The sequence below is a fragment of the Streptomyces sp. NPDC088350 genome, from assembly GCF_044753545.1.
Lineage (GTDB): Bacteria > Actinomycetota > Actinomycetes > Streptomycetales > Streptomycetaceae > Streptomyces.
Map to the genome: position 1 here is coordinate 64,775 of NZ_JBIVNL010000014.1, position 17,488 is coordinate 82,262.

At 65.7% G+C, this 17,488-nt stretch carries 29 protein-coding genes and 1 pseudogene; 2 read left to right on the forward strand and 28 right to left on the reverse strand.

The features are described from left to right. Positions 1-71: 71 nt before the first annotated feature. From rpmJ to rpsJ, 26 genes are all read right to left on the reverse strand, one after another. On the reverse strand, positions 72-185 hold the full coding sequence (rpmJ, locus tag ACIQBL_RS39275; protein ID WP_003998809.1) for a 50S ribosomal protein L36: 114 nt from the start codon (positions 183-185) through the stop codon (positions 72-74). A gap of 59 nt (positions 186-244) precedes the next feature. Next, a complete protein-coding gene (gene infA / locus ACIQBL_RS39280; RefSeq protein WP_003948620.1) occupies positions 245-466 on the reverse strand; it encodes a translation initiation factor IF-1 in 222 nt (73 codons plus the stop codon). 217 nt (positions 467-683) lie between these two features. Continuing rightward, the gene (gene map / locus ACIQBL_RS39285) at positions 684-1,520 is read right to left on the reverse strand and encodes a type I methionyl aminopeptidase (protein ID WP_401951269.1); all 837 of its coding nucleotides are present in this window, start codon (positions 1,518-1,520) and stop codon (positions 684-686) included. A gap of 103 nt (positions 1,521-1,623) precedes the next feature. After that, complete coding sequence (locus tag ACIQBL_RS39290) at positions 1,624-2,295, reverse strand: adenylate kinase (protein ID WP_401951271.1); 672 nt, start codon at positions 2,293-2,295, stop codon at positions 1,624-1,626. Beyond that, positions 2,295-3,608: a preprotein translocase subunit SecY gene (gene secY, locus ACIQBL_RS39295; protein ID WP_401951652.1), complete on the reverse strand. Its 1,314-nt coding sequence runs from the start codon at positions 3,606-3,608 to the stop codon at positions 2,295-2,297. The genes ACIQBL_RS39290 and secY overlap by 1 nt, the downstream gene beginning before the upstream one ends. A 381-nt stretch (positions 3,609-3,989) precedes the next feature. Then, positions 3,990-4,445 (reverse strand): 50S ribosomal protein L15, encoded by a 456-nt coding sequence (gene rplO, locus ACIQBL_RS39300; RefSeq protein WP_043676833.1) that lies wholly within the window; start codon positions 4,443-4,445, stop codon positions 3,990-3,992. 2 nt (positions 4,446-4,447) lie between these two features. Then, positions 4,448-4,630, reverse strand: coding sequence for a 50S ribosomal protein L30 (rpmD, locus tag ACIQBL_RS39305; RefSeq protein ID WP_006376032.1), 183 nt, complete (start codon positions 4,628-4,630; stop codon positions 4,448-4,450). Then, on the reverse strand, positions 4,630-5,235 hold the full coding sequence (gene rpsE, locus ACIQBL_RS39310; protein WP_006376045.1) for a 30S ribosomal protein S5: 606 nt from the start codon (positions 5,233-5,235) through the stop codon (positions 4,630-4,632). Before rpsE ends, rpmD begins: the two co-directional genes overlap by 1 nt. Positions 5,236-5,272: 37 nt before the next feature. Further along, entirely contained in the window at positions 5,273-5,656 is a 384-nt protein-coding gene (gene rplR, locus ACIQBL_RS39315) for a 50S ribosomal protein L18 (protein ID WP_019055526.1), read from the reverse strand. A 3-nt stretch (positions 5,657-5,659) separates the two neighbouring features. After that, positions 5,660-6,199: a 50S ribosomal protein L6 gene (gene rplF / locus ACIQBL_RS39320; protein ID WP_043676830.1), complete on the reverse strand. Its 540-nt coding sequence runs from the start codon at positions 6,197-6,199 to the stop codon at positions 5,660-5,662. 22 nt (positions 6,200-6,221) lie between these two features. Next, positions 6,222-6,620: a 30S ribosomal protein S8 gene (rpsH, locus tag ACIQBL_RS39325; protein ID WP_013001411.1), complete on the reverse strand. Its 399-nt coding sequence runs from the start codon at positions 6,618-6,620 to the stop codon at positions 6,222-6,224. A 213-nt stretch (positions 6,621-6,833) separates the two neighbouring features. Next, positions 6,834-7,019 carry a type Z 30S ribosomal protein S14 gene (locus ACIQBL_RS39330; RefSeq protein ID WP_003948630.1) on the reverse strand — a complete coding sequence of 62 codons (186 nt, stop codon included), beginning with the start codon at positions 7,017-7,019 and terminating at the stop codon, positions 6,834-6,836. Between the two features lie 5 nt (positions 7,020-7,024). Further along, positions 7,025-7,582, reverse strand: a complete 558-nt coding sequence (rplE, locus tag ACIQBL_RS39335) for a 50S ribosomal protein L5 (protein ID WP_401951276.1) — start codon at positions 7,580-7,582, stop codon at positions 7,025-7,027. After that, positions 7,582-7,905 (reverse strand): 50S ribosomal protein L24, encoded by a 324-nt coding sequence (rplX, locus tag ACIQBL_RS39340; RefSeq protein ID WP_019072281.1) that lies wholly within the window; start codon positions 7,903-7,905, stop codon positions 7,582-7,584. Before rplX ends, rplE begins: the two co-directional genes overlap by 1 nt. A gap of 2 nt (positions 7,906-7,907) precedes the next feature. Continuing rightward, on the reverse strand, positions 7,908-8,276 hold the full coding sequence (gene rplN / locus ACIQBL_RS39345) for a 50S ribosomal protein L14 (protein WP_003998823.1): 369 nt from the start codon (positions 8,274-8,276) through the stop codon (positions 7,908-7,910). Positions 8,277-8,373: 97 nt separating this feature from the next. Next, on the reverse strand, positions 8,374-8,658 hold the full coding sequence (gene rpsQ, locus ACIQBL_RS39350) for a 30S ribosomal protein S17 (RefSeq protein WP_401951279.1): 285 nt from the start codon (positions 8,656-8,658) through the stop codon (positions 8,374-8,376). Next, on the reverse strand, positions 8,658-8,882 hold the full coding sequence (gene rpmC / locus ACIQBL_RS39355) for a 50S ribosomal protein L29 (protein ID WP_003998824.1): 225 nt from the start codon (positions 8,880-8,882) through the stop codon (positions 8,658-8,660). Before rpmC ends, rpsQ begins: the two co-directional genes overlap by 1 nt. Further along, on the reverse strand, positions 8,882-9,301 hold the full coding sequence (gene rplP / locus ACIQBL_RS39360) for a 50S ribosomal protein L16 (RefSeq protein WP_401951282.1): 420 nt from the start codon (positions 9,299-9,301) through the stop codon (positions 8,882-8,884). The genes rpmC and rplP overlap by 1 nt, the downstream gene beginning before the upstream one ends. Before the next feature lie 5 nt (positions 9,302-9,306). Beyond that, on the reverse strand, positions 9,307-10,152 hold the full coding sequence (gene rpsC, locus ACIQBL_RS39365) for a 30S ribosomal protein S3 (protein WP_401951285.1): 846 nt from the start codon (positions 10,150-10,152) through the stop codon (positions 9,307-9,309). Next, the gene (rplV, locus tag ACIQBL_RS39370) at positions 10,152-10,499 is read right to left on the reverse strand and encodes a 50S ribosomal protein L22 (RefSeq protein ID WP_003974262.1); all 348 of its coding nucleotides are present in this window, start codon (positions 10,497-10,499) and stop codon (positions 10,152-10,154) included. The genes rpsC and rplV overlap by 1 nt, the downstream gene beginning before the upstream one ends. A 40-nt stretch (positions 10,500-10,539) precedes the next feature. After that, on the reverse strand, positions 10,540-10,821 hold the full coding sequence (rpsS, locus tag ACIQBL_RS39375) for a 30S ribosomal protein S19 (protein WP_019055518.1): 282 nt from the start codon (positions 10,819-10,821) through the stop codon (positions 10,540-10,542). 12 nt (positions 10,822-10,833) lie between these two features. Further along, positions 10,834-11,670 carry a 50S ribosomal protein L2 gene (gene rplB, locus ACIQBL_RS39380; protein WP_327401914.1) on the reverse strand — a complete coding sequence of 279 codons (837 nt, stop codon included), beginning with the start codon at positions 11,668-11,670 and terminating at the stop codon, positions 10,834-10,836. A 38-nt stretch (positions 11,671-11,708) separates the two neighbouring features. After that, positions 11,709-12,128 (reverse strand): 50S ribosomal protein L23, encoded by a 420-nt coding sequence (rplW, locus tag ACIQBL_RS39385; RefSeq protein WP_043676817.1) that lies wholly within the window; start codon positions 12,126-12,128, stop codon positions 11,709-11,711. Next, the gene (rplD, locus tag ACIQBL_RS39390; protein ID WP_037747970.1) at positions 12,128-12,784 is read right to left on the reverse strand and encodes a 50S ribosomal protein L4; all 657 of its coding nucleotides are present in this window, start codon (positions 12,782-12,784) and stop codon (positions 12,128-12,130) included. The genes rplW and rplD overlap by 1 nt, the downstream gene beginning before the upstream one ends. Before the next feature lie 7 nt (positions 12,785-12,791). After that, entirely contained in the window at positions 12,792-13,436 is a 645-nt protein-coding gene (gene rplC / locus ACIQBL_RS39395) for a 50S ribosomal protein L3 (protein ID WP_262064200.1), read from the reverse strand. 17 nt (positions 13,437-13,453) lie between these two features. After that, positions 13,454-13,762 (reverse strand): 30S ribosomal protein S10, encoded by a 309-nt coding sequence (rpsJ, locus tag ACIQBL_RS39400; RefSeq protein WP_003948644.1) that lies wholly within the window; start codon positions 13,760-13,762, stop codon positions 13,454-13,456. 706 nt (positions 13,763-14,468) lie between these two features. Between rpsJ and ACIQBL_RS39405 the strand changes: the two are divergent. Continuing rightward, a pseudogene (locus tag ACIQBL_RS39405) lies at positions 14,469-15,551 on the forward strand (right-handed parallel beta-helix repeat-containing protein); the annotation flags it as partial. Positions 15,552-15,764: 213 nt separating this feature from the next. Here ACIQBL_RS39405 and ACIQBL_RS39410 read toward each other — a convergent pair. Both ACIQBL_RS39410 and ACIQBL_RS39415 read right to left on the reverse strand, forming a co-directional pair. Further along, on the reverse strand, positions 15,765-15,962 hold the full coding sequence (locus ACIQBL_RS39410) for a DUF397 domain-containing protein (RefSeq protein ID WP_401951289.1): 198 nt from the start codon (positions 15,960-15,962) through the stop codon (positions 15,765-15,767). Next, positions 15,959-16,831, reverse strand: coding sequence for a Scr1 family TA system antitoxin-like transcriptional regulator (locus tag ACIQBL_RS39415; RefSeq protein ID WP_401951291.1), 873 nt, complete (start codon positions 16,829-16,831; stop codon positions 15,959-15,961). The genes ACIQBL_RS39410 and ACIQBL_RS39415 overlap by 4 nt, the downstream gene beginning before the upstream one ends. A gap of 140 nt (positions 16,832-16,971) precedes the next feature. On the opposite strand from ACIQBL_RS39415, the gene ACIQBL_RS39420 reads away from it, so the two are divergent. Further along, entirely contained in the window at positions 16,972-17,463 is a 492-nt protein-coding gene (locus tag ACIQBL_RS39420) for an ATP-binding protein (RefSeq protein WP_401951294.1), read from the forward strand. The last annotated feature ends 25 nt before the right edge of the window (positions 17,464-17,488 follow it).

Genomic DNA, 17,488 nt, shown 5'->3' on the forward strand with positions numbered 1-17,488 from the left:
TCCTGCGTATGAACATGTATTGCTCGCGTCGCGCGAAACTCTGCGAATCGGTGCAGAGGGAAGGTCGTGCGTCAGCCCTGGCGCTGCTTGTGGCGCGGGTTCTCGCAGATGACCATGACCCGACCGTGACGGCGGATCACCCTGCACTTGTCGCAGATCTTCTTGACGCTCGGCTTGACCTTCATTGGTGAGGTTCTCCGGGTCAGTTGCCTTCGGCGCCGCTCGCGCGGAGCCTGGGCAAGATCTACTTGTAGCGGTAGACGATCCGGCCACGCGTCAGGTCGTACGGAGACAGCTCCACCACGACCCGGTCGTCAGGGAGGATGCGGATGTAGTGCATACGCATCTTGCCGCTGATGTGTGCCAGGACCTGGTGGCCGTTCTGGAGCTCCACCTTGAACATGGCGTTCGGAAGAGACTCGACGACAGTGCCTTCGATCTCGATGGCACCTTGCTTCTTGGCCACGCTTCGCCCTTCGAATCGACTACCTTGATCGACTCGGTGCGTTCCCCTTGCGGGGTGCATGCGGACATGCGGGTGCACGAGAGCCGACGAGTCAGTCTACGTCAGGGCCCTCGGAAAGACGAATCGAGGAAGGATGCCCGAGGACAGAGATCATTAAGCACGCAGGGCTATTTAGCGCCCTGAGGGACGCGCCCCCACCGGCCGCGCAGACAAACAACTACGCAACGGGATCCGGCGCAGCCGTGATCCCGTACTCGGCCAGCTTCGCCTTACCACCATCAGGAGCCGTCAGCACAAGCGGCCCCTCCTCCGTCAGAGCAACCGAGTGCTCCCAGTGGGACGACCACGTCCCGTCCGTCGTGATGACCGTCCAGTCGTCCGAGAGAACCTCGGTCTTCGGAGTACCCAGGGACACCATCGGCTCGATGGCGAGGCAGAACCCCGGCACCAGCTTCGGCCCCTTACCCCGCCGCTTCTCCACGTAGTTCAGCAGATGCGGATCCATGTGCATCTCGGTACCGATGCCGTGACCGCCGTAGTCCTCGACGATCCCGTACTTGCCCCCGCCCGGCTTCGGCTGACGGCGGATGTACGTCTCGATGGCGCGGGAGATGTCCACGAGCCGGTTCCCGAGCCGCATCGCCGCGATGCCGGCCCACATCGACTCCTCGGTCACCCGGGAGAGCTCGATCAGTTCGGGGGCGTGGCCGGAGCCGACGAACGCGGTGTACGCCGCGTCGCCGTGCCAGCCGTCGATGATCGCGCCGCAGTCGATGGAGATGATGTCGCCGTCCTTCAACACCACCTCCTCGGAGGGGATGCCATGGACCACGACCTCGTTCACCGACGTGCAGATCGTGGCCGGGAAGCCGCCGTAGCCGAGGAAGTTCGGCTTCGCGTTGTGGTCCGCGAGGACCTTGCGGGCGACCTCGTCCAGATCCTTCGTGCTGGCGCCGGGCACGGCGGCCTCACGGGTCGCCGCGTGGATGGCGGCGACGACCAGTCCCGCCTCGCGCATCTTGGCGATCTGCTCGGGGGTCTTGATCTGCACCATGGGGGCCTGCGCTCTCCGTCTTCCGCGTCCTACGGCTTATGTATGTACACAACAGTACGGCCGCGGCACCCCTGCGGGCACCGCGGCCGGATCTGCCTGACGACTACTTGTCGCCCTTGTCCTCGTCCTCGCGCTTCAGCGCGTCCAGCGCCCGCTGCGTGATCTCCTCCACGGGACCGAACGACGAGATCGTGACCACCAGGCCCTGGGCCTTGTAGTAGTCGATGATCGGCTCGGTCTGCGTGTGGTAGACCTCCAGGCGGGTACGGACCGTGTCCTCGGAGTCGTCGTCACGCTGGTACAGCTCGCCGCCGCAGGTGTCACAGACACCGTCCTGCTTCGGCGGGCTGTACGTCACGTGGAAGACGTGGCTGGAGTCCTTCCGGCAGATGCGGCGGCCGGCGATGCGCTTGACCACCTCTTCCTCGGAGACCTCCAGGTCCAGCACCGCGTCCAGCTTGATGCCCTCGGTCTTCAGCAGCTCGTCCAGCGCCTCGGCCTGCGACACGTTGCGCGGGAAACCGTCCAGCAGAAAGCCGTTGACGGCGTCCGGCTGCTCCATGCGGTCCTTGGCCATCGCGATGGTGACCTCGTCCGGGACCAGGTTTCCCGCGTCCATGTAGGACTTCGCCAGTTTGCCGAGTTCCGTGGCCTGACTGATGTTGGCACGGAAGAGATCGCCGGTGGAGATGTGCGGGATGTGCAGCGTCTTGGCCAGTCGCACAGCCTGCGTTCCCTTACCGGCACCCGGCGGCCCGACGAGGACGATTCGCATCAGCGGAGGAACCCTTCGTAATTGCGCTGCTGGAGCTGGCTCTCGATCTGCTTCACCGTCTCAAGACCCACACCCACGATGATCAGGATGCTGGTCCCGCCGAACGGGAAGTTGCCGCTTGCGTTGAAACCGACCAACGCCATCGTCGGTACGAGAGCGATCAGACCCAGATACAGCGAACCCGGCCAGGTGATCCGGTTGAGTACGTAGCTCAGGTACTCAGCGGTCGGCCGGCCAGCCCGGATGCCCGGGATGAAGCCACCATACTTCTTCATGTTGTCCGCGACTTCCTCGGGGTTGAACGAGATCGCCACGTAGAAGAACGCGAAGAAAACGATCAGGAGGAAGTAGCTGACCAGGTAGATCGGGTGGTCACCCTTGGTCAGGTTGGTCTGGATCCAGGTCTTCCAGCCGGACGAGCTTCCGGAGAACTGCGCGACCAGAGCCGGGATGTAGAGCAGCGACGACGCGAAGATGACCGGAATCACACCGGCCTGATTGACCTTCAGCGGGATGTAGGTCGACGTACCGCCGTAGGAACGGCGGCCGATCATGCGCTTCGCGTACTGAACCGGGATGCGGCGCTGCGCCTGTTCGACGAAGACCACCAGGCCGACCATCACCAGGCCGACGAGGATCACGGTGCCGAACTCGATCCAGCCGCCGGCCAGGGTGCCCTGCTTCTTGATGGCCCACAGCGCGGACGGGAAGGTCGCGGCGATCGAGATGAACATGAGGATCGACATGCCGTTGCCGATGCCGCGGTCGGTGATGAGCTCGCCGAGCCACATCACGACGCCGGTGCCGGCGGTCATGGTGACGACCATGGTGATGGTCGTGAAGATGGCGCGGTCGGGGACGATCGAGCTGGCGACCTGGCAGCCGCTGAACAGCGCACCGCTGCGGGCGGTGGCGACCAGACCGGTGCCCTGCAGGATGGCGAGCGCCACCGTGAGGTAACGGGTGTACTGCGTGATCTTCGCCGTACCGGCCTGGCCCTCCTTCTTGAGGGCTTCCAGACGCGGGATCACCACGGTGAGCAGCTGCAGAATGATGCTCGCCGTGATGTAGGGCATGATGCCCAGCGCGAAGATGGTGATCTGCAGCAGCGCGCCACCGCTGAACATGTTGACCAGGCCGAAGAGGCCCTGGTTGCCCGAGGCCTCGGACACACACTCCTGCACTGCTGAGTAGTTGACGCCGGGGATCGGAACGTGGGTACCTACGCGGTAGACCACGATGATGCCGAGCGTGAAGAGCAGTTTCTTGCGCAGGTCGGGCGTCCTGAACGCCCGGGCGAACGCGGTGAGCACGGTTCCTCCTGCGACCCCCGCGACGCGCGCGGCAGGGACTAGTCGTATGAACAGGGCCCAGCGGGGCCGAACGATGTTTTCTACCACCCCGACACCGAACGGCATACCGCGCGCGCGTACAGGTGGACCTACGGACTCTAACAGTGCGCGTGCAGCCAGGTGAAGTTCCCTGTGAGACGGCCGGTCCCAGGCTGCCGCGCAACGGCTCAAACCGTCACCCCCCGCGAGTCAAATCACGTTGACGGTCCCTCTCGCAGGCCGATGGTTTCCTCAAGATCCATTCGGTCGGTCTCCGTCACGCAGGGCAACGGCAAGGGCCGGGCAGCTCCCCCGAAGGGGAACCGCCCGGCCCTTGTACGTGTGCGGTGGGACCGCCCGGGCTCAGACGAGCTCGGTGACGGTACCGCCGGCAGCCGTGATCTTCTCCTTGGCGGAACCGGAGACGGCGTCCACCGTCACCTGCAGCGCCACGGAGATCTCGCCCTGGCCGAGGACCTTGACGAGGCTGTTCTTGCGCACCGCGCCGTTGGCGACGAGACCCTCTACGGTGACCTCGCCACCCTCCGGGTACAGGGACGCCAGCTTGTCGAGGTTCACGACCTGGTACTCGGTCTTGAACGGGTTGCGGAAGCCCTTGAGCTTCGGAAGACGCATGTGGAGGGGCATCTGGCCACCCTCGAAGCGCTCCGGAACCTGGTAACGGGCCTTCGTACCCTTGGTTCCACGACCGGCCGTCTTACCCTTCGACGCCTCACCACGACCCACACGGGTCTTGGCGGTCTTGGCGCCCGGGGCGGGACGGAGGTTGTGGATCTTGAGCGGGTTGTTCTCCGCCATGATCAGTCGACCTCCTCAACCGTCACGAGGTGGCGGACGGTGTGCACCATTCCGCGGAACTCGGGGCGGTCCTCCTTGACGACCACGGTGTTGATCCCCTTGAGACCAAGCGACCGCAGCGTGTCACGGTGGTTCTGCTTGCTGCCGATGTACGACTTCGTCTGCGTGACCTTGAGGCGAGCCATTACGCACCCGCCCCGGCACGTGCACGAAGGAGAGCCGCGGGGGCGACGTCCTCGAGGGGCAGACCGCGGCGGGCCGCGATCTCCTCGGGACGCTGCAGGCCCTTGAGGGCCGCCACGGTCGCGTGCACGATGTTGATCGCGTTGGACGAGCCGAGCGACTTCGACAGGATGTCGTGAACGCCGGCGCACTCCAGGACAGCTCGCACCGGGCCACCGGCGATAACGCCGGTACCGGGGGAAGCAGGCTTGAGCAGGACGACGCCCGCGGCCTTCTCGCCCGTGATCGGGTGCGGGATGGTGCCCTGGATACGGGGGACCTTGAAGAAGTGCTTCTTGGCCTCTTCAACACCCTTGGCGATCGCGGCCGGCACCTCCTTGGCCTTGCCGTAACCGACACCCACGGTGCCGTCACCGTCGCCCACCACGACCAGCGCGGTGAAGCTGAAGCGACGACCACCCTTGACAACCTTGGCGACGCGGTTGATCGCGACTACGCGCTCAACGTACGCGGTCTTCTCGGCGGCAGCAGCGCCGCCGTCACGGCCCTTCCGGTCCCGCCGCTCGCCGCCACCGGCACCGCTTCCACGGCGCTGGGGTCCAGCCATTGGATTACCTCTCTCTTTCCGCTAGCTACGGAAGCGACTAGAACTTCAGTCCGGCTTCGCGGGCGGCGTCCGCCAGGGCGGCGATGCGCCCCGCGTACTGATTGCCACCGCGGTCGAATACGACAGCCTCGACACCGGCGGCCTTGGCGCGCTCGGCGACCAGGGCGCCGACCGACTTGGCCTGCGCGGACTTGTCGCTCTCGCCGCCGCGGATCGAGGTGTCCAGGGTCGACGCCGACGCCAGGGTGTGACCCTTGATGTCGTCGATGACCTGGGCCACGATGTGGCGGTTGGAGCGGGTCACGACCAGGCGCGGACGCTCAGCCGTACCGGAAATGTGCTTCCGGATGCGGATGTGACGACGCTTGATGGCAGCACGCTTGTAAGCGTCGCCCTTAGCGATCTTCGTACCGTATGCCATGGCTTACTTACCCGCCTTTCCGACCTTGCGCCGGATGACTTCGCCCTCGTACTTGACGCCCTTGGCCTTGTACGGGTCGGGCTTGCGCAGCTTGCGGATGTTGGCCGCAACCTCGCCGACCTTCTGCTTGTCGATGCCCTCGACCGAGAAGTGCGTCGGGTTCTCGACCTTGAACGAGATGCCCTCGGGCGCCTCGACGGTGATCGAGTGGCTGTAGCCGAGCGCGAACTCGAGGTTCGATCCCTTGGCCGCAACGCGGTAACCGACACCGCTGATCTCGAGCTTCTTCACGTAACCCTCGGTCACGCCGGTGATCATGTTCGCCACCAGCGTGCGGGACAGGCCGTGCAGGGCCTTGTTCTGACGCTCGTCGTTGGGGCGGGTGACGTTGAGAACGCCGTCCTCACCCTTGGCGATGTCGATCGGCGAAGCGACGGTGTGGGTCAGCGAGCCCTTGGGGCCCTTGACCGAGACCGTACGGCCGTCGATGGTGACGTCCACGCCGGCGGGAACCGTGATGGGGAGCTTGCCAATACGCGACATAGCTTCTTCCGATTCCTTTCCGCTACCAGACGTAGGCGAGAACTTCTCCGCCTACGCCCTTCTTGCCGGCCTGCTTGTCGGTGAGGAGACCGTGCGACGTGGAGATGATCGCCACGCCGAGGCCACCGAGCACCTTGGGCAGGGAGGTGGACTTCGCGTAAACCCGGAGACCGGGCTTGGAGATCCGCTTGATGCCCGCGATGGAGCGCTCACGGTTCGGGCCGAACTTCAGCTCGAGAACGAGGTTCTTGCCGACCTCGGCGTCCTCGACCTTCCAGCCCGTGATGAAGCCCTCCTGCTGGAGGATCTCCGCGATGTGAGACTTGATCTTCGATGCCGGCATCGTCACGGAGTCGTGGTATGCCGAGTTCGCGTTCCGCAGACGCGTAAGCATGTCTGCGATCGGATCAGTCATGGTCATGAATTGGCCTTCGGCCTCTCTCGCCGGGGTTTCCAGGTGCCCATCCCTCTCCTCGATCCGAGACGAGGCGGGTGCGGTGCGGTGGACCTACGGCGTAGTAAGTCGTATGGGCGGCAATCAGGCGCCCAACCCTCCTAGCCTAAGCCATGGAGGGGTGGGCACCTGACCGTGCCCTCTGCTTACCGAGAGCTTCGGGAGTCCGGAAGTACCGGACTACCAGGAGCTCTTGGTCACGCCCGGCAGCTCGCCACGGTGAGCCATCTCACGAAGGCACACGCGGCAGAGGCCGAACTTGCGGTACACGGAGTGCGGACGGCCGCAGCGCTGGCAGCGCGTGTAGCCGCGTACTCCGAACTTGGGCTTACGAGCAGCCTTGGCAATCAGAGCCTTCTTCGCCATCTCGCTTACGCCTCCTTGAAGGGGAAGCCGAGGTGACGGAGAAGGGCACGGCCTTCGGCGTCGTTGGTCGCCGTGGTCACCACGGTGATGTCCATACCCCGGACGCGGTCGATCTTGTCCTGGTCGATCTCGTGGAACATGACCTGCTCGGTGAGACCGAAGGTGTAGTTGCCACGACCGTCGAACTGCTTGGGAGACAGACCGCGGAAGTCGCGGATGCGCGGAAGCGCGAGCGACAGGGTGCGGTCCAGGAACTCCCACATGCGGTCGCCACGGAGCGTGACGTGGGCACCGATCGGCTGGCCCTCGCGCAGCTTGAACTGCGCGATGGACTTGCGGGCCTTGGTGATGGCCGGCTTCTGACCGGTGATCGTGGTCAGGTCACGGACGGCACCGTCCATGAGCTTGGAGTCACGGGCGGCGTCGCCGACACCCATGTTCACCACGATCTTGACGAGGCCGGGAATCTGCATGACGTTCTCGTAGGAGAACTCCTCACGCATCTTGCCCGCGATCTCCTCGCGGTACTTCGTCTTGAGACGCGGAGTGGTGGTGGTAGTCATCAGATGTCCTCACCCGTCCGCTTGGCAACGCGAACCTTGTTGCCCTCGTCGTCGAAGCGGTAGCCGACACGCGTGACGACCTTGTTGCCGTCCTTCTCAACGACCAGCTGGACGTTGGAGACGTGGATCGGCGCCTCGGTCGTGACGATGCCACCGGCCTGCGAGCCCTTGGCGGTGGGGCCGGCCTTGGTGTGCTTCTTGACCCGGTTGACACCCTCGACCAGGACGCGCTCGTCGCGCGGGTAAGCGGCAATGACCTTGCCCTGCTTGCCCTTGTCCTTGCCGGTGATGACCTGAACCGTGTCACCCTTCTTGATCTTCATGCTTACAGCACCTCCGGAGCCAGCGAGATGATCTTCATGAACTTCTTCTCGCGCAGCTCGCGCCCGACCGGGCCGAAGATGCGGGTACCACGAGGGTCGCCGTCGTTCTTCAGAATGACGGCGGCGTTCTCGTCGAAGCGGATGTACGAGCCGTCCGGACGACGGCGCTCCTTCACGGTGCGAACGATGACGGCCTTGACGACGTCACCCTTCTTCACGTTGCCACCGGGGATCGCGTCCTTGACGGTGGCGACGATGACGTCACCGATGCCCGCGTAGCGGCGACCGGAGCCACCGAGCACACGGATGCAAAGGATTTCCTTCGCACCAGTGTTGTCGGCGACGCGCAGTCGCGACTCCTGCTGGATCACGTCTATCTCCTGATCGTCTGCCGGTTCCCCAACGGAGCTGATTTCTCAGCTCCGTTGGAGCCTGGCGGAACTGTCCTGCGGAATTACCCCGCAGGAATTACTTGGCCTTCTCGAGGATCTCGACGACGCGCCAGCGCTTGGTCGCCGACAGCGGACGCGTCTCCATGAGGAGGACACGGTCGCCGACGCCGGCAGCGTTCTGCTCGTCGTGCGCCTTGAGCTTGTTCGTACGGCGGATGACCTTGCCGTACAGCGCGTGCTTCACGCGGTCCTCGACGGCGACGACGACGGTCTTGTCCATCTTGTCGCTGACGACGAGACCCTCACGGGTCTTGCGGAAGCCGCGAGCTTCAGCGGTCTCGGTCACGTTGCTCTCACTCATCAGGCGCTCTCCACCGTCTCGATGCCCAGCTCGCGCTCACGCATCAGGGTGTAGATCCGCGCGATGTCCTTCCGGACGGCCTTGAGCCGACCGTGGTTCTCGAGCTGACCGGTCGCCGCCTGGAAGCGGAGGTTGAACAGCTCTTCCTTGGCTTCGCGGAGCTTCGCGAGAAGCTCCTCGTCACCCAGTTCGCGCAGCTCGGACGCCTTGGTACCGGCCGACATCACGCTTCACCTGCCTCGCGCTTGACGATCCGGCACTTCATCGGCAGCTTGTGCGCTGCGCGAGTGAGGGCCTCACGGGCGATCTTCTCGTTGGGGTAGGACAGCTCGAACATGACCCGTCCCGGGTGCACGTTCGCGATCCACCACTCGGGAGAACCCTTACCGGAACCCATGCGGGTCTCGGCGGGCTTCTTCGTGAGCGGGCGGTCCGGGTAGATGTTGATCCAGACCTTGCCGCCACGCTTGATGTGGCGGGTCATCGCGATACGAGCGGCCTCGATCTGGCGGTTCGTCACGTACGCCGGCGTGAGGGCCTGAATGCCGTACTCGCCGAACGAAACCTGCGTACCGCCCTTGGCCTGACCACTGCGCTTGGGGTGGTGCTGCTTGCGGTGCTTGACCCTACGGGGGATCAGCATTTTGGTCAGGCCTCCGTTCCGGTGCTCTCAGCCGGAGCAGCCGCCGCCGGAGCCTCGGCCTTGGGGGCCTCGGCAGCGGGAGCAGCCTGCTGCGGCTTGCGGCCGCGGCCGCCACGCTCGCCACCGCGGCCACCGCCACGGGCCGGGCGGTCGCCGCCCGGGCCGCCACCGCGAGCCGGGCGGTTACCCGCACGGGCAGCGGCGTTCTCGGCGCGGACCTCGGCGATGTTCTTGACGTCGCCCTTGTAGATCCAGACCTTCACACCGATACGGCCGAAGGTCGTCTTGGCCTCGAAGAAGCCGTAGTCCACGTTCGCGCGGAGCGTGTGCAGGGGCACGCGGCCCTCGCGGTAGAACTCCGAGCGGGACATCTCGGCGCCGCCGAGGCGGCCACCGCACTGGATCTTGATGCCCTTGGCACCGGCCTTCATCGCCGACTGCATGCTCTTGCGCATGGCGCGGCGGAAGGAGACGCGGGAGGAGAGCTGCTCGGCGACGGCCTGCGCGACCAGCTGGGCATCCGTCTCGGGGTTCTTGACCTCGAGGATGTTCAGCTGGACCTGCTTGCCGGTGAGCTTCTCGAGGTCACCGCGGATGCGGTCGGCCTCGGCGCCGCGGCGGCCGATGACGATGCCCGGACGAGCGGTGTGGATGTCCACACGCACGCGGTCACGGGTGCGCTCGATCTCCACCTTCGAGATGCCGGCGCGCTCCATGCCGGACGTCATCATCCGACGGATGGCGACGTCTTCCTTGACGTAGTCCTTGTACAGCTTGTCGGCGTACCACCGGGACTTGAAGTCCGTGGTGATGCCGAGCCGGAACCCGTGCGGGTTAACCTTCTGGCCCATTACCGGGTTCCTTCCTTGCTGCTGACGACCACGGTGATGTGGCTGGTCCGCTTGCGGATCCGGTAGGCACGGCCCTGGGCACGCGGCCGGAACCGCTTCAGGGTCGGACCCTCGTCGACGTAGGCCTCGGAAATGAAGAGGCTGTCGGCGTCGGTGTGGTCGTAGTTGTGCGCGGCGTTGGCAATGGCGCTGTCCAGCACCTTGCCGACCGGCACGCTCGCGGCCTGCGGGGCGAAACGCAGGACCGCCTGAGCCTCCGTGGCATCCATGCCACGGATGAGGTCCACCACGCGGCGGGCCTTCATGGGCGTGACGCGGATGTACCGCGCCTGGGCCCTGGCTTCCATGGTTGTCCCTTCAGTGTTTGTCATGGTCGTTCACCCCGCGCTAGCGGCGCTTCGACTTCCGGTCGTCCTTGACGTGACCCCGGAAGGTGCGCGTCGGCGAGAACTCGCCGAGCTTGTGGCCGACCATCGACTCGGTGACAAACACCGGGATGTGGGTCTTGCCGTTGTGCACCGCGATCGTGTGGCCGAGCATGGCCGGGACGATCATCGAGCGGCGGGACCAGGTCTTGATGACGTTCTTGGAACCGGCTTCGTTCTGGACATCCACCTTCTTGATGAGGTGTCCGTCGACGAAGGGTCCCTTCTTGAGACTGCGCGGCATCTAAACCCGCTCCTAGCGCTTCTTGTTCGTCTTGCGGCGGCGGACGATGTACTTGCTCGAAGCCTTCTTCGGCGAGCGAGTACGACCCTCCTTCTGACCCCACGGGGAGACCGGGTGGCGACCACCGGAGGTCTTGCCCTCACCACCACCGTGCGGGTGGTCGACCGGGTTCATCGCGACACCACGGACGGACGGGCGAACGCCCAGCCAGCGCTTGCGGCCGGCCTTGCCCCAGTTGATGTTGCTCTGCTCGGCGTTGCCGACCTCGCCGACCGTGGCGCGGCAGCGCTGGTCGACCAGGCGGATCTCACCGGAGGGCATACGAAGGTGGGCCATCGTGCCCTCCTTCGCCAGCAGCTGCACGGAGGCACCGGCGGAGCGGGCGAACTTGGCGCCGCCACCGGGACGGAGCTCGATCGCGTGGATCGTGGTACCGACCGGGATGTTGCGGAGCGCCAGGTTGTTGCCCGGCTTGATGTCGGCCCCGGGACCGTTCTCGACGCGGTCGCCCTGCGACAGGTTGCGGGGGGCGAGGATGTAACGCTTCTCGCCGTCCGCGTAGTGCAGCAGCGCGATGCGCGCGGTGCGGTTGGGGTCGTACTCGATGTGCGCGACCTTCGCCGGCACGCCGTCCTTGTCATGGCGACGGAAGTCGATGACGCGGTAGGCGCGCTTGTGTCCGCCACCCTGGTGGCGAACGGTCACACGACCGGAATTGTTACGGCCGCCCTTGCTGTGCAGGGGGCGAACCAGCGACTTCTCCGGCGTGGACCGCGTGACCTCGACGAAGTCGGCGACGCTGGAGCCACGACGGCCCGGCGTAGTCGGCTTGTACTTGCGGATTCCCATTTCTCAGTCCTCGTCCGATATCGGACGATCCGACCCGCTTACGCGGTCGGACCGCCGAAGATGTCGATACGGTCGCCCTCAGCGAGGGTCACGATCGCGCGCTTGGTGCTGGCACGCTGACCGAAGCCGGTCTTCGTGCGCTTGCGCTTGCCCTGGCGGTTGATCGTGTTGACCCCGGTGACCTTGACCGAGAAGACCGCCTGGACGGCCTGCTTGATCTGGGTCTTGTTGGCGCCCGGGGCGACGATGAACGTGTACTTGCCGCCGTCGAGAAGGGCGTAGCTCTTCTCGGAGACGACCGGCTTCAGCAGTACGTCACGGTGGTCCGTGAACGACTTGCTGATCGGCGTCTCGACGGTGTTCTTGCCCTCGGTCTCGTGGCGCTTCGCCTTGGCGATGCGCGCGACCTTCTTGGCCTTGGCGGCCTTCGAGGCGATGCTCGGGTGACGCGTAGCCATCAGGCTTCGCTCCCTTCGGTGTCAGCGGCCTGGGGGCCAGACACGAAGGACTCGAAAGCGGCCTGGGTGAAGACCACGTCGTCCGAGACGAGAACGTCGTACGTGTTCAGCTGGCCCGGCTCCAGGATGTGGACCTGGGGCAGGTTGCGCGCGGAAAGCAGCGCGGCCTCGTCCGAGCGCTCGATGACCAGGAGCACGTTCTTGCGCTCGCTGACCTTGCCGAGGAAGCTCTTGGCGGCCTTGGTGGAGGGGGTCTCGCCCTCGATCACGCCGGTGATGACGTGGATGCGAGCGTTGCGGGCCCGGTCGGTGAGGGCGTGGCGCAGGGCCGCGGCCTTCATCTTCTTCGGGGTCCGCTGCGAGTAGTCACGCGGCGTGGGGCCGTGGACGACGCCACCGCCGGCGAACTGCGGGGCGCGGGTCGAACCCTGACGGGCGCGGCCGGTGCCCTTCTGGCGGTACGGCTTCTTGCCGCCACCGCGGACCTCGCCACGACGCTTGACCTTGTGCGTGCCCTGACGGGCGGCGGCCAGCTGTGCGACGACGACCTGGTGAAGCAGCGGGATGCTGATCTTCTCTACGTCGAAGATCTCGGCCGGGAGCTCTACGGTCCCGGCGGTGTCGCCGGAGGGCGACAGAATGTCAATGGTGCTCATAGTGTCCTCAGGCCCCCTTGGCCGCGGTGCGGACCAGGACGAGGCCGCCGTTCGGACCCGGGATGGCTCCCTTGATGAGGAGCAGTCCCTTCTCCGCGTCAACGGCGTGAACGGTCAGGTTCTGGGTGGTGACCCGCTCGTTGCCCATGCGGCCCGCCATGCGGACGCCCTTGAACACACGGCCCGGGGTGGCACAGCCACCGATGGAGCCGGGAGAGCGGTGCTTGCGCTGGACACCGTGACCGGCGCCGAGGCCACGGAAGTTGTGGCGCTTCATGACACCGGCGAAGCCCTTGCCCTTGCTCTTGCCGGTCACGTCGACCTTGACGCCGGCCTCGAACACCTCAGCGGTGATCTCCTGGCCGAGCGTGTACTCGGAGGCGTCCGCGGTGCGGATCTCGACGAGGTGGCGACGCGGCGTGACATCGGCCTTGGCGAAGTGACCCTTGAGGGGCTTGTTCACCTTGCGCGGGTCGATCTCGCCGAAGGCGATCTGGACCGACTCGTAGCCGTCACTGTCGTTCGTACGGACCTGGGTCACGACGTTCGGACCGGCCTTGACGACGGTGACCGGAACAACACGGTTGTTCTCGTCCCACACCTGCGTCATGCCGAGCTTCTCGCCCAGGATGCCCTTGATCTGCTTTGCCATCTTCAGCTCACCGGCCCCTAGAGCTTGATCTCGATGTCGACACCGGCCGGGAGGTCGAGTCGCATCAGAGAGTCAACGGTCTTGGGGGTGGGGTCGAGGATGTCGATCAGGCGCTTGTGCGTGCGCATCTCGAAGTGCTCGCGAGAGTCCTTGTACTTGTGCGGCGACTTGATGACGCAGTACACGTTCTTCTCAGTGGGCAGCGGCACCGGGCCCGCGACCGACGCACCAGTGCGGGTCACCGTCTCGACGATCTTCTTCGCCGAGCTGTCGATGACCTCGTGGTCGTAGGCCTTGAGCCGGATGCGGATCTTCTGTCCCGCCATGGCTACTCAGTAGTCCTGTCTCTAGTAACGCTCTGCACCCCGGTAAGCCCTTCTGCTCGCTTCGCTCTTCGATTCCTCCGACCCACGCGGTCGGGTGTGTCGCGCTCTCACCGACACAGAAGTCCCGTATTCGGAACTTCCCAGCTGGGAAAGCACGGCCCGTCCGGAACCGCAAGCCGAGGGCGAAGAAGCCCACCGGGTGCCTGGCCGGCGCTGCACTGACACTTCCCGAAAGATTCCCGTACGTCCGCCTCAGCGCTGCCGTAAGGCAGTTGGGGCGACGAGTACTGTGGGACTCGCTTCCGGTCCTCCCGACGGGAGGCGCGCAGCATCAACACTCGACCGAGCAACTCCGACAGTCTGCCATATGGGGCAGGGAGCTGGCCAATCGGGGCGTAGAGATTACCCCTGGAGTGACGCAGGTCAAACACACGCGCGCGACGGGCCTCCGGGTCGCATTCACCCCTGTGAACGAGAATCAAGTACGCGCACCTTGACGCGCCCATAGCAAGCGCTTACGGTCCCTGACGAGACGCGGGAAAGCGCTTTCTCCCGCAAGGAGCACCTGCACGGAACCCTGGATTCCTGGTCATGGGACGACCCTGGAGGCAGAACGATGCAAGTGAGACCAGTCATGGCATGTGTCGGCCTGGTGGCCGGCACGCTCGTCGCACTCTCCGGCACCCCGGCGCAGGCCGCGAGCGCCACCCAGTACGTGTCACCGACCGGCACCACGAGCGCGGCCGGCACCCTGGCCGCCCCCACCACCCTCGCCACGGCGATCAGCCGCATCGCGTCCGGCGGCACGATCTACTTGCGCGGCGGGACGTACGCGTACAGCTCGACCATCACGATCCCGGCGGGCGCGGACGGCACGTCGGCGGCCCGCACCACCCTCTCCGCCTACAACGGCGAGACCCCGGTCCTCAACTTCTCCTCCCAGAGCGAGAGTTCGTCGAACCGCGGCCTCCAGCTGAACGCGTCGTACTGGCATGTCTACGGCCTCACGGTGTCGCACGCAGGGGACAACGGGATCTACGTCGGAGGCAGCAACAACGTCATCGAGCGCACGGTGACGGCGTACAACCGCGACACGGGCCTGCAGCTGGGCCGCATCTCCTCCAGCACGCCGAGCTCCCAATGGCCCTCGAACAACCTGATCGTGAGCTCGGAGTCGCACGACAACGAGGACTCCGGCGGCGAGAACGCCGACGGCTTCGCCTCGAAGCTGACCACCGGCACGGGGAATGTCTTCCGCTACGACGTCTCCCACAACAACATCGACGACGGGTGGGACCTCTACACCAAGACCGACACCGGTGCCATCGGCCCGGTGACCATCGAGTACTCCCTCTCCTACGGCAACGGCACCCTCACCGACGGCACCCAGAACGCGAACGGCGACCGCAACGGCTACAAGCTCGGCGGCGACGCCATCGCGGTCAACCACGTGGTCCGGCACGACATCGCCTACGGCAACGGCCATCACGGGTTCACCTACAACAGCAACCCGGGCACGATGACGATCTCGAACAACGTCGGCATCGACAACGCGGAGCGCAACTTCTCGTTCGACACGGGGACTTCGGTGTTCCGCACGAACACGTCGTGCCGGTTCGCGGTCAGCGGCTCGAACGACAAGACGGTGGGCGACGCGGACAGCTCGAACCAGTTCTGGACCGGGACGAACGGGTCCCGGTGCGCGTCGTACAGCGGCGCTCTGGGATGGTCGTTCGCGTCGAGCGGAACGTTGAGGGTGACGTTCGGGGGGACGGTGGTGAACCCGTAAGGGCAGGGGTCGTACGGCTTCGGTCGTACGGCCCCCTACGACGCCTCACCGACCGCGCCGTAGAAGTGTGACACTTCGGGGCGGAGTGTCATATTTCTACGGCCAGACCTGTCCGGGTCCCGGAGACGGCCGAGCGGCTCACGGGCTGCCGCAGTGTGTGATCCCCTTCGGGCATGTGTTCACCGGCCGGATTCCGGGCTGGGAAGCTCGCACTCAGGCCAGAGGGGTGCCCGACGCGTACGAGACGAAGTCCGACCAGGCGGTCGGCGCCAGGGTGAGGCGGGGGCCCTGGGTGTTCTTGGAGTCGCGGATGTGGATGGTGTCCGGGGTGGTGGCTATCTCGACGCAGTCGTTGATATCGCTGCTGTCGCTGTAGCTGCTCTTGAACCAGTGGAGTTCGGGGGTGCTCATAGTGCTCCCAGCGCTCGCTCGATGAAGACCCGTGACTCCCTCGGCGGGAGAGCCTGCGCCCGGATCATGCCATACCGCAGTTCCAGGGTACGGAGTTCCCTGAGGTCAGAGACCGGGCGCCCGTTGAACGCACCGGGGCAACGCCCGATCGCCGTGCCGTCCGCGAACTTCAGCACCTGAACCGGGCCGTGATGCACTCCGGCATGTTCCTCCAGGTCGGTTGGCATGACCTGAAGAGTGACGTTCCGCAACTGCGACACCTCCAGCAGATGTTCGAGCTGCCTGCGCAGCACCATCTTCCCACCGAGGGGGCGCTCAAGGGTCACCTGCTCCTGGATGAAACTGAGCGTCGGGGCAGGCTCCCGCTCGAAGATCGACTTCCGTGCCATACGTGCGGCGATCCCCAGCTCCACCTCGTCCGGCGAGTACGCGGGCTGCGCCATCTCGAAGAGTGCGCGTGCGTATTCCGGCGTCTGAAGCAACCCCTGGATGTTGTGGTTGCTGTACAGCAACACCTCGACCGCCCGGTCCTCCAACTCCTTCAGCTCACGCACCTTCTTCGGGTACCGGGCCTTCTCCACGTCCTCCCGGAACGCCCGCAGATGCCCGCCCGCGTTCAGGACGTCGTCGGCCCGGTCCAGGAACTCCACCCTGGGAATCCGCACCCCGCGCTCGATCTTGCGGATCATGTCCTCGCCGTACCCCATGACTTGGGCGAAGTCGGCCACCGTCATCCGGGCCTGCTCCCGGCAGAACTTGACGAACCGCCCCACGGCCTCCACCAACGGCGCGCTCTCGTCCCCGGGTTCGAGGTCCCAGCCGGCCTCGTCCACGCCTTCGTTCTCGTTGCTCACGTTTTCGTCACTCATGGCCACCCACCTCCAACGCGCACCCGTACCCGTAGGTCGTCCGAGACAGCCGAGACAAGGCGAGACAACGACGGGACAGCGCGGATACGTACAGGCGTCATCGCACGTCAAGGCAAGCACGGTCGGCCACGCTGAGTGACATGAATCAAGAAACAGCCGAGCCCGAAGTCCAACTCGCCCACCCCGTCCGCAACTTCAGCGCGCGCCTGTCACCCACACCCCACGGCGCCCGCCAGGCCCGCCTGCTCGCGGTGGGGCAACTCCGCGACTGGGGCCTCCCGTTGGACCCGGCGGAGCACATCGTGGCCGAACTGGCGGCCAACGCGGCCACGCACGGCCGCGTTCCGGGCCGGGACTTCAGGCTCACGCTCTACGTCGTCGGCGGCACCCTGCGCATCGAGGTGACCGACACCTGCGGGGACCGCCCGCCCCTCCCCCAACACCCCGCTGCGGACGCCGAGTCCGGCCGGGGACTCCTCCTCGTCGAGGCGCTGGCCGACCGCTGGGGCGTCGCCCGGGAACCGCGCCCACGCAAGACGATCTGGGCGGAACTGGACCTCGCCCAGAAACCGGAGCACGGGTCCTCGTGCTCCGGTACAAGGGGCGCTCTTCCCAAAGAACCACGACGGTGAAAGAACCCCCACCAAGCCCCACCCC

Coding starts and splice junctions, on each gene's coding strand:
- rpmJ (WP_003998809.1), bottom strand. CDS start 185: ATGAAGGTCAAGCCGAGCGTCAAGAAGATCTGCGACAAGTGCAGGGTG.
- map (WP_401951269.1), bottom strand. CDS start 1,520: ATGGTGCAGATCAAGACCCCCGAGCAGATCGCCAAGATGCGCGAGGCG.
- ACIQBL_RS39290 (WP_401951271.1), bottom strand. CDS start 2,295: ATGCGAATCGTCCTCGTCGGGCCGCCGGGTGCCGGTAAGGGAACGCAG.
- rplO (WP_043676833.1), bottom strand. CDS start 4,445: ATGGCGGAGAACAACCCGCTCAAGATCCACAACCTCCGTCCCGCCCCG.
- rpmD (WP_006376032.1), bottom strand. CDS start 4,630: ATGGCTCGCCTCAAGGTCACGCAGACGAAGTCGTACATCGGCAGCAAG.
- rpsE (WP_006376045.1), bottom strand. CDS start 5,235: ATGGCTGGACCCCAGCGCCGTGGAAGCGGTGCCGGTGGCGGCGAGCGG.
- rplR (WP_019055526.1), bottom strand. CDS start 5,656: ATGGCATACGGTACGAAGATCGCTAAGGGCGACGCTTACAAGCGTGCT.
- rplF (WP_043676830.1), bottom strand. CDS start 6,199: ATGTCGCGTATTGGCAAGCTCCCCATCACGGTTCCCGCCGGCGTGGAC.
- rpsH (WP_013001411.1), bottom strand. CDS start 6,620: ATGACCATGACTGATCCGATCGCAGACATGCTTACGCGTCTGCGGAAC.
- ACIQBL_RS39330 (WP_003948630.1), bottom strand. CDS start 7,019: ATGGCGAAGAAGGCTCTGATTGCCAAGGCTGCTCGTAAGCCCAAGTTC.
- rplE (WP_401951276.1), bottom strand. CDS start 7,582: ATGACTACCACCACCACTCCGCGTCTCAAGACGAAGTACCGCGAGGAG.
- rplX (WP_019072281.1), bottom strand. CDS start 7,905: ATGAAGATCAAGAAGGGTGACACGGTTCAGGTCATCACCGGCAAGGAC.
- rpsQ (WP_401951279.1), bottom strand. CDS start 8,658: ATGAGTGAGAGCAACGTGACCGAGACCGCTGAAGCTCGCGGCTTCCGC.
- rpmC (WP_003998824.1), bottom strand. CDS start 8,882: ATGTCGGCCGGTACCAAGGCGTCCGAGCTGCGCGAACTGGGTGACGAG.
- rplP (WP_401951282.1), bottom strand. CDS start 9,301: ATGCTGATCCCCCGTAGGGTCAAGCACCGCAAGCAGCACCACCCCAAG.
- rpsC (WP_401951285.1), bottom strand. CDS start 10,152: ATGGGCCAGAAGGTTAACCCGCACGGGTTCCGGCTCGGCATCACCACG.
- rplV (WP_003974262.1), bottom strand. CDS start 10,499: ATGGAAGCCAGGGCCCAGGCGCGGTACATCCGCGTCACGCCCATGAAG.
- rpsS (WP_019055518.1), bottom strand. CDS start 10,821: ATGCCGCGCAGTCTCAAGAAGGGACCCTTCGTCGACGGACACCTCATC.
- rplB (WP_327401914.1), bottom strand. CDS start 11,670: ATGGGAATCCGCAAGTACAAGCCGACTACGCCGGGCCGTCGTGGCTCC.
- rplW (WP_043676817.1), bottom strand. CDS start 12,128: ATGGCTACGCGTCACCCGAGCATCGCCTCGAAGGCCGCCAAGGCCAAG.
- rplD (WP_037747970.1), bottom strand. CDS start 12,784: ATGAGCACCATTGACATTCTGTCGCCCTCCGGCGACACCGCCGGGACC.
- rplC (WP_262064200.1), bottom strand. CDS start 13,436: ATGGCAAAGCAGATCAAGGGCATCCTGGGCGAGAAGCTCGGCATGACG.
- rpsJ (WP_003948644.1), bottom strand. CDS start 13,762: ATGGCGGGACAGAAGATCCGCATCCGGCTCAAGGCCTACGACCACGAG.
- ACIQBL_RS39410 (WP_401951289.1), bottom strand. CDS start 15,962: ATGAGCACCCCCGAACTCCACTGGTTCAAGAGCAGCTACAGCGACAGC.
- ACIQBL_RS39415 (WP_401951291.1), bottom strand. CDS start 16,831: ATGAGTGACGAAAACGTGAGCAACGAGAACGAAGGCGTGGACGAGGCC.
- ACIQBL_RS39420 (WP_401951294.1), top strand. CDS start 16,972: ATGAATCAAGAAACAGCCGAGCCCGAAGTCCAACTCGCCCACCCCGTC.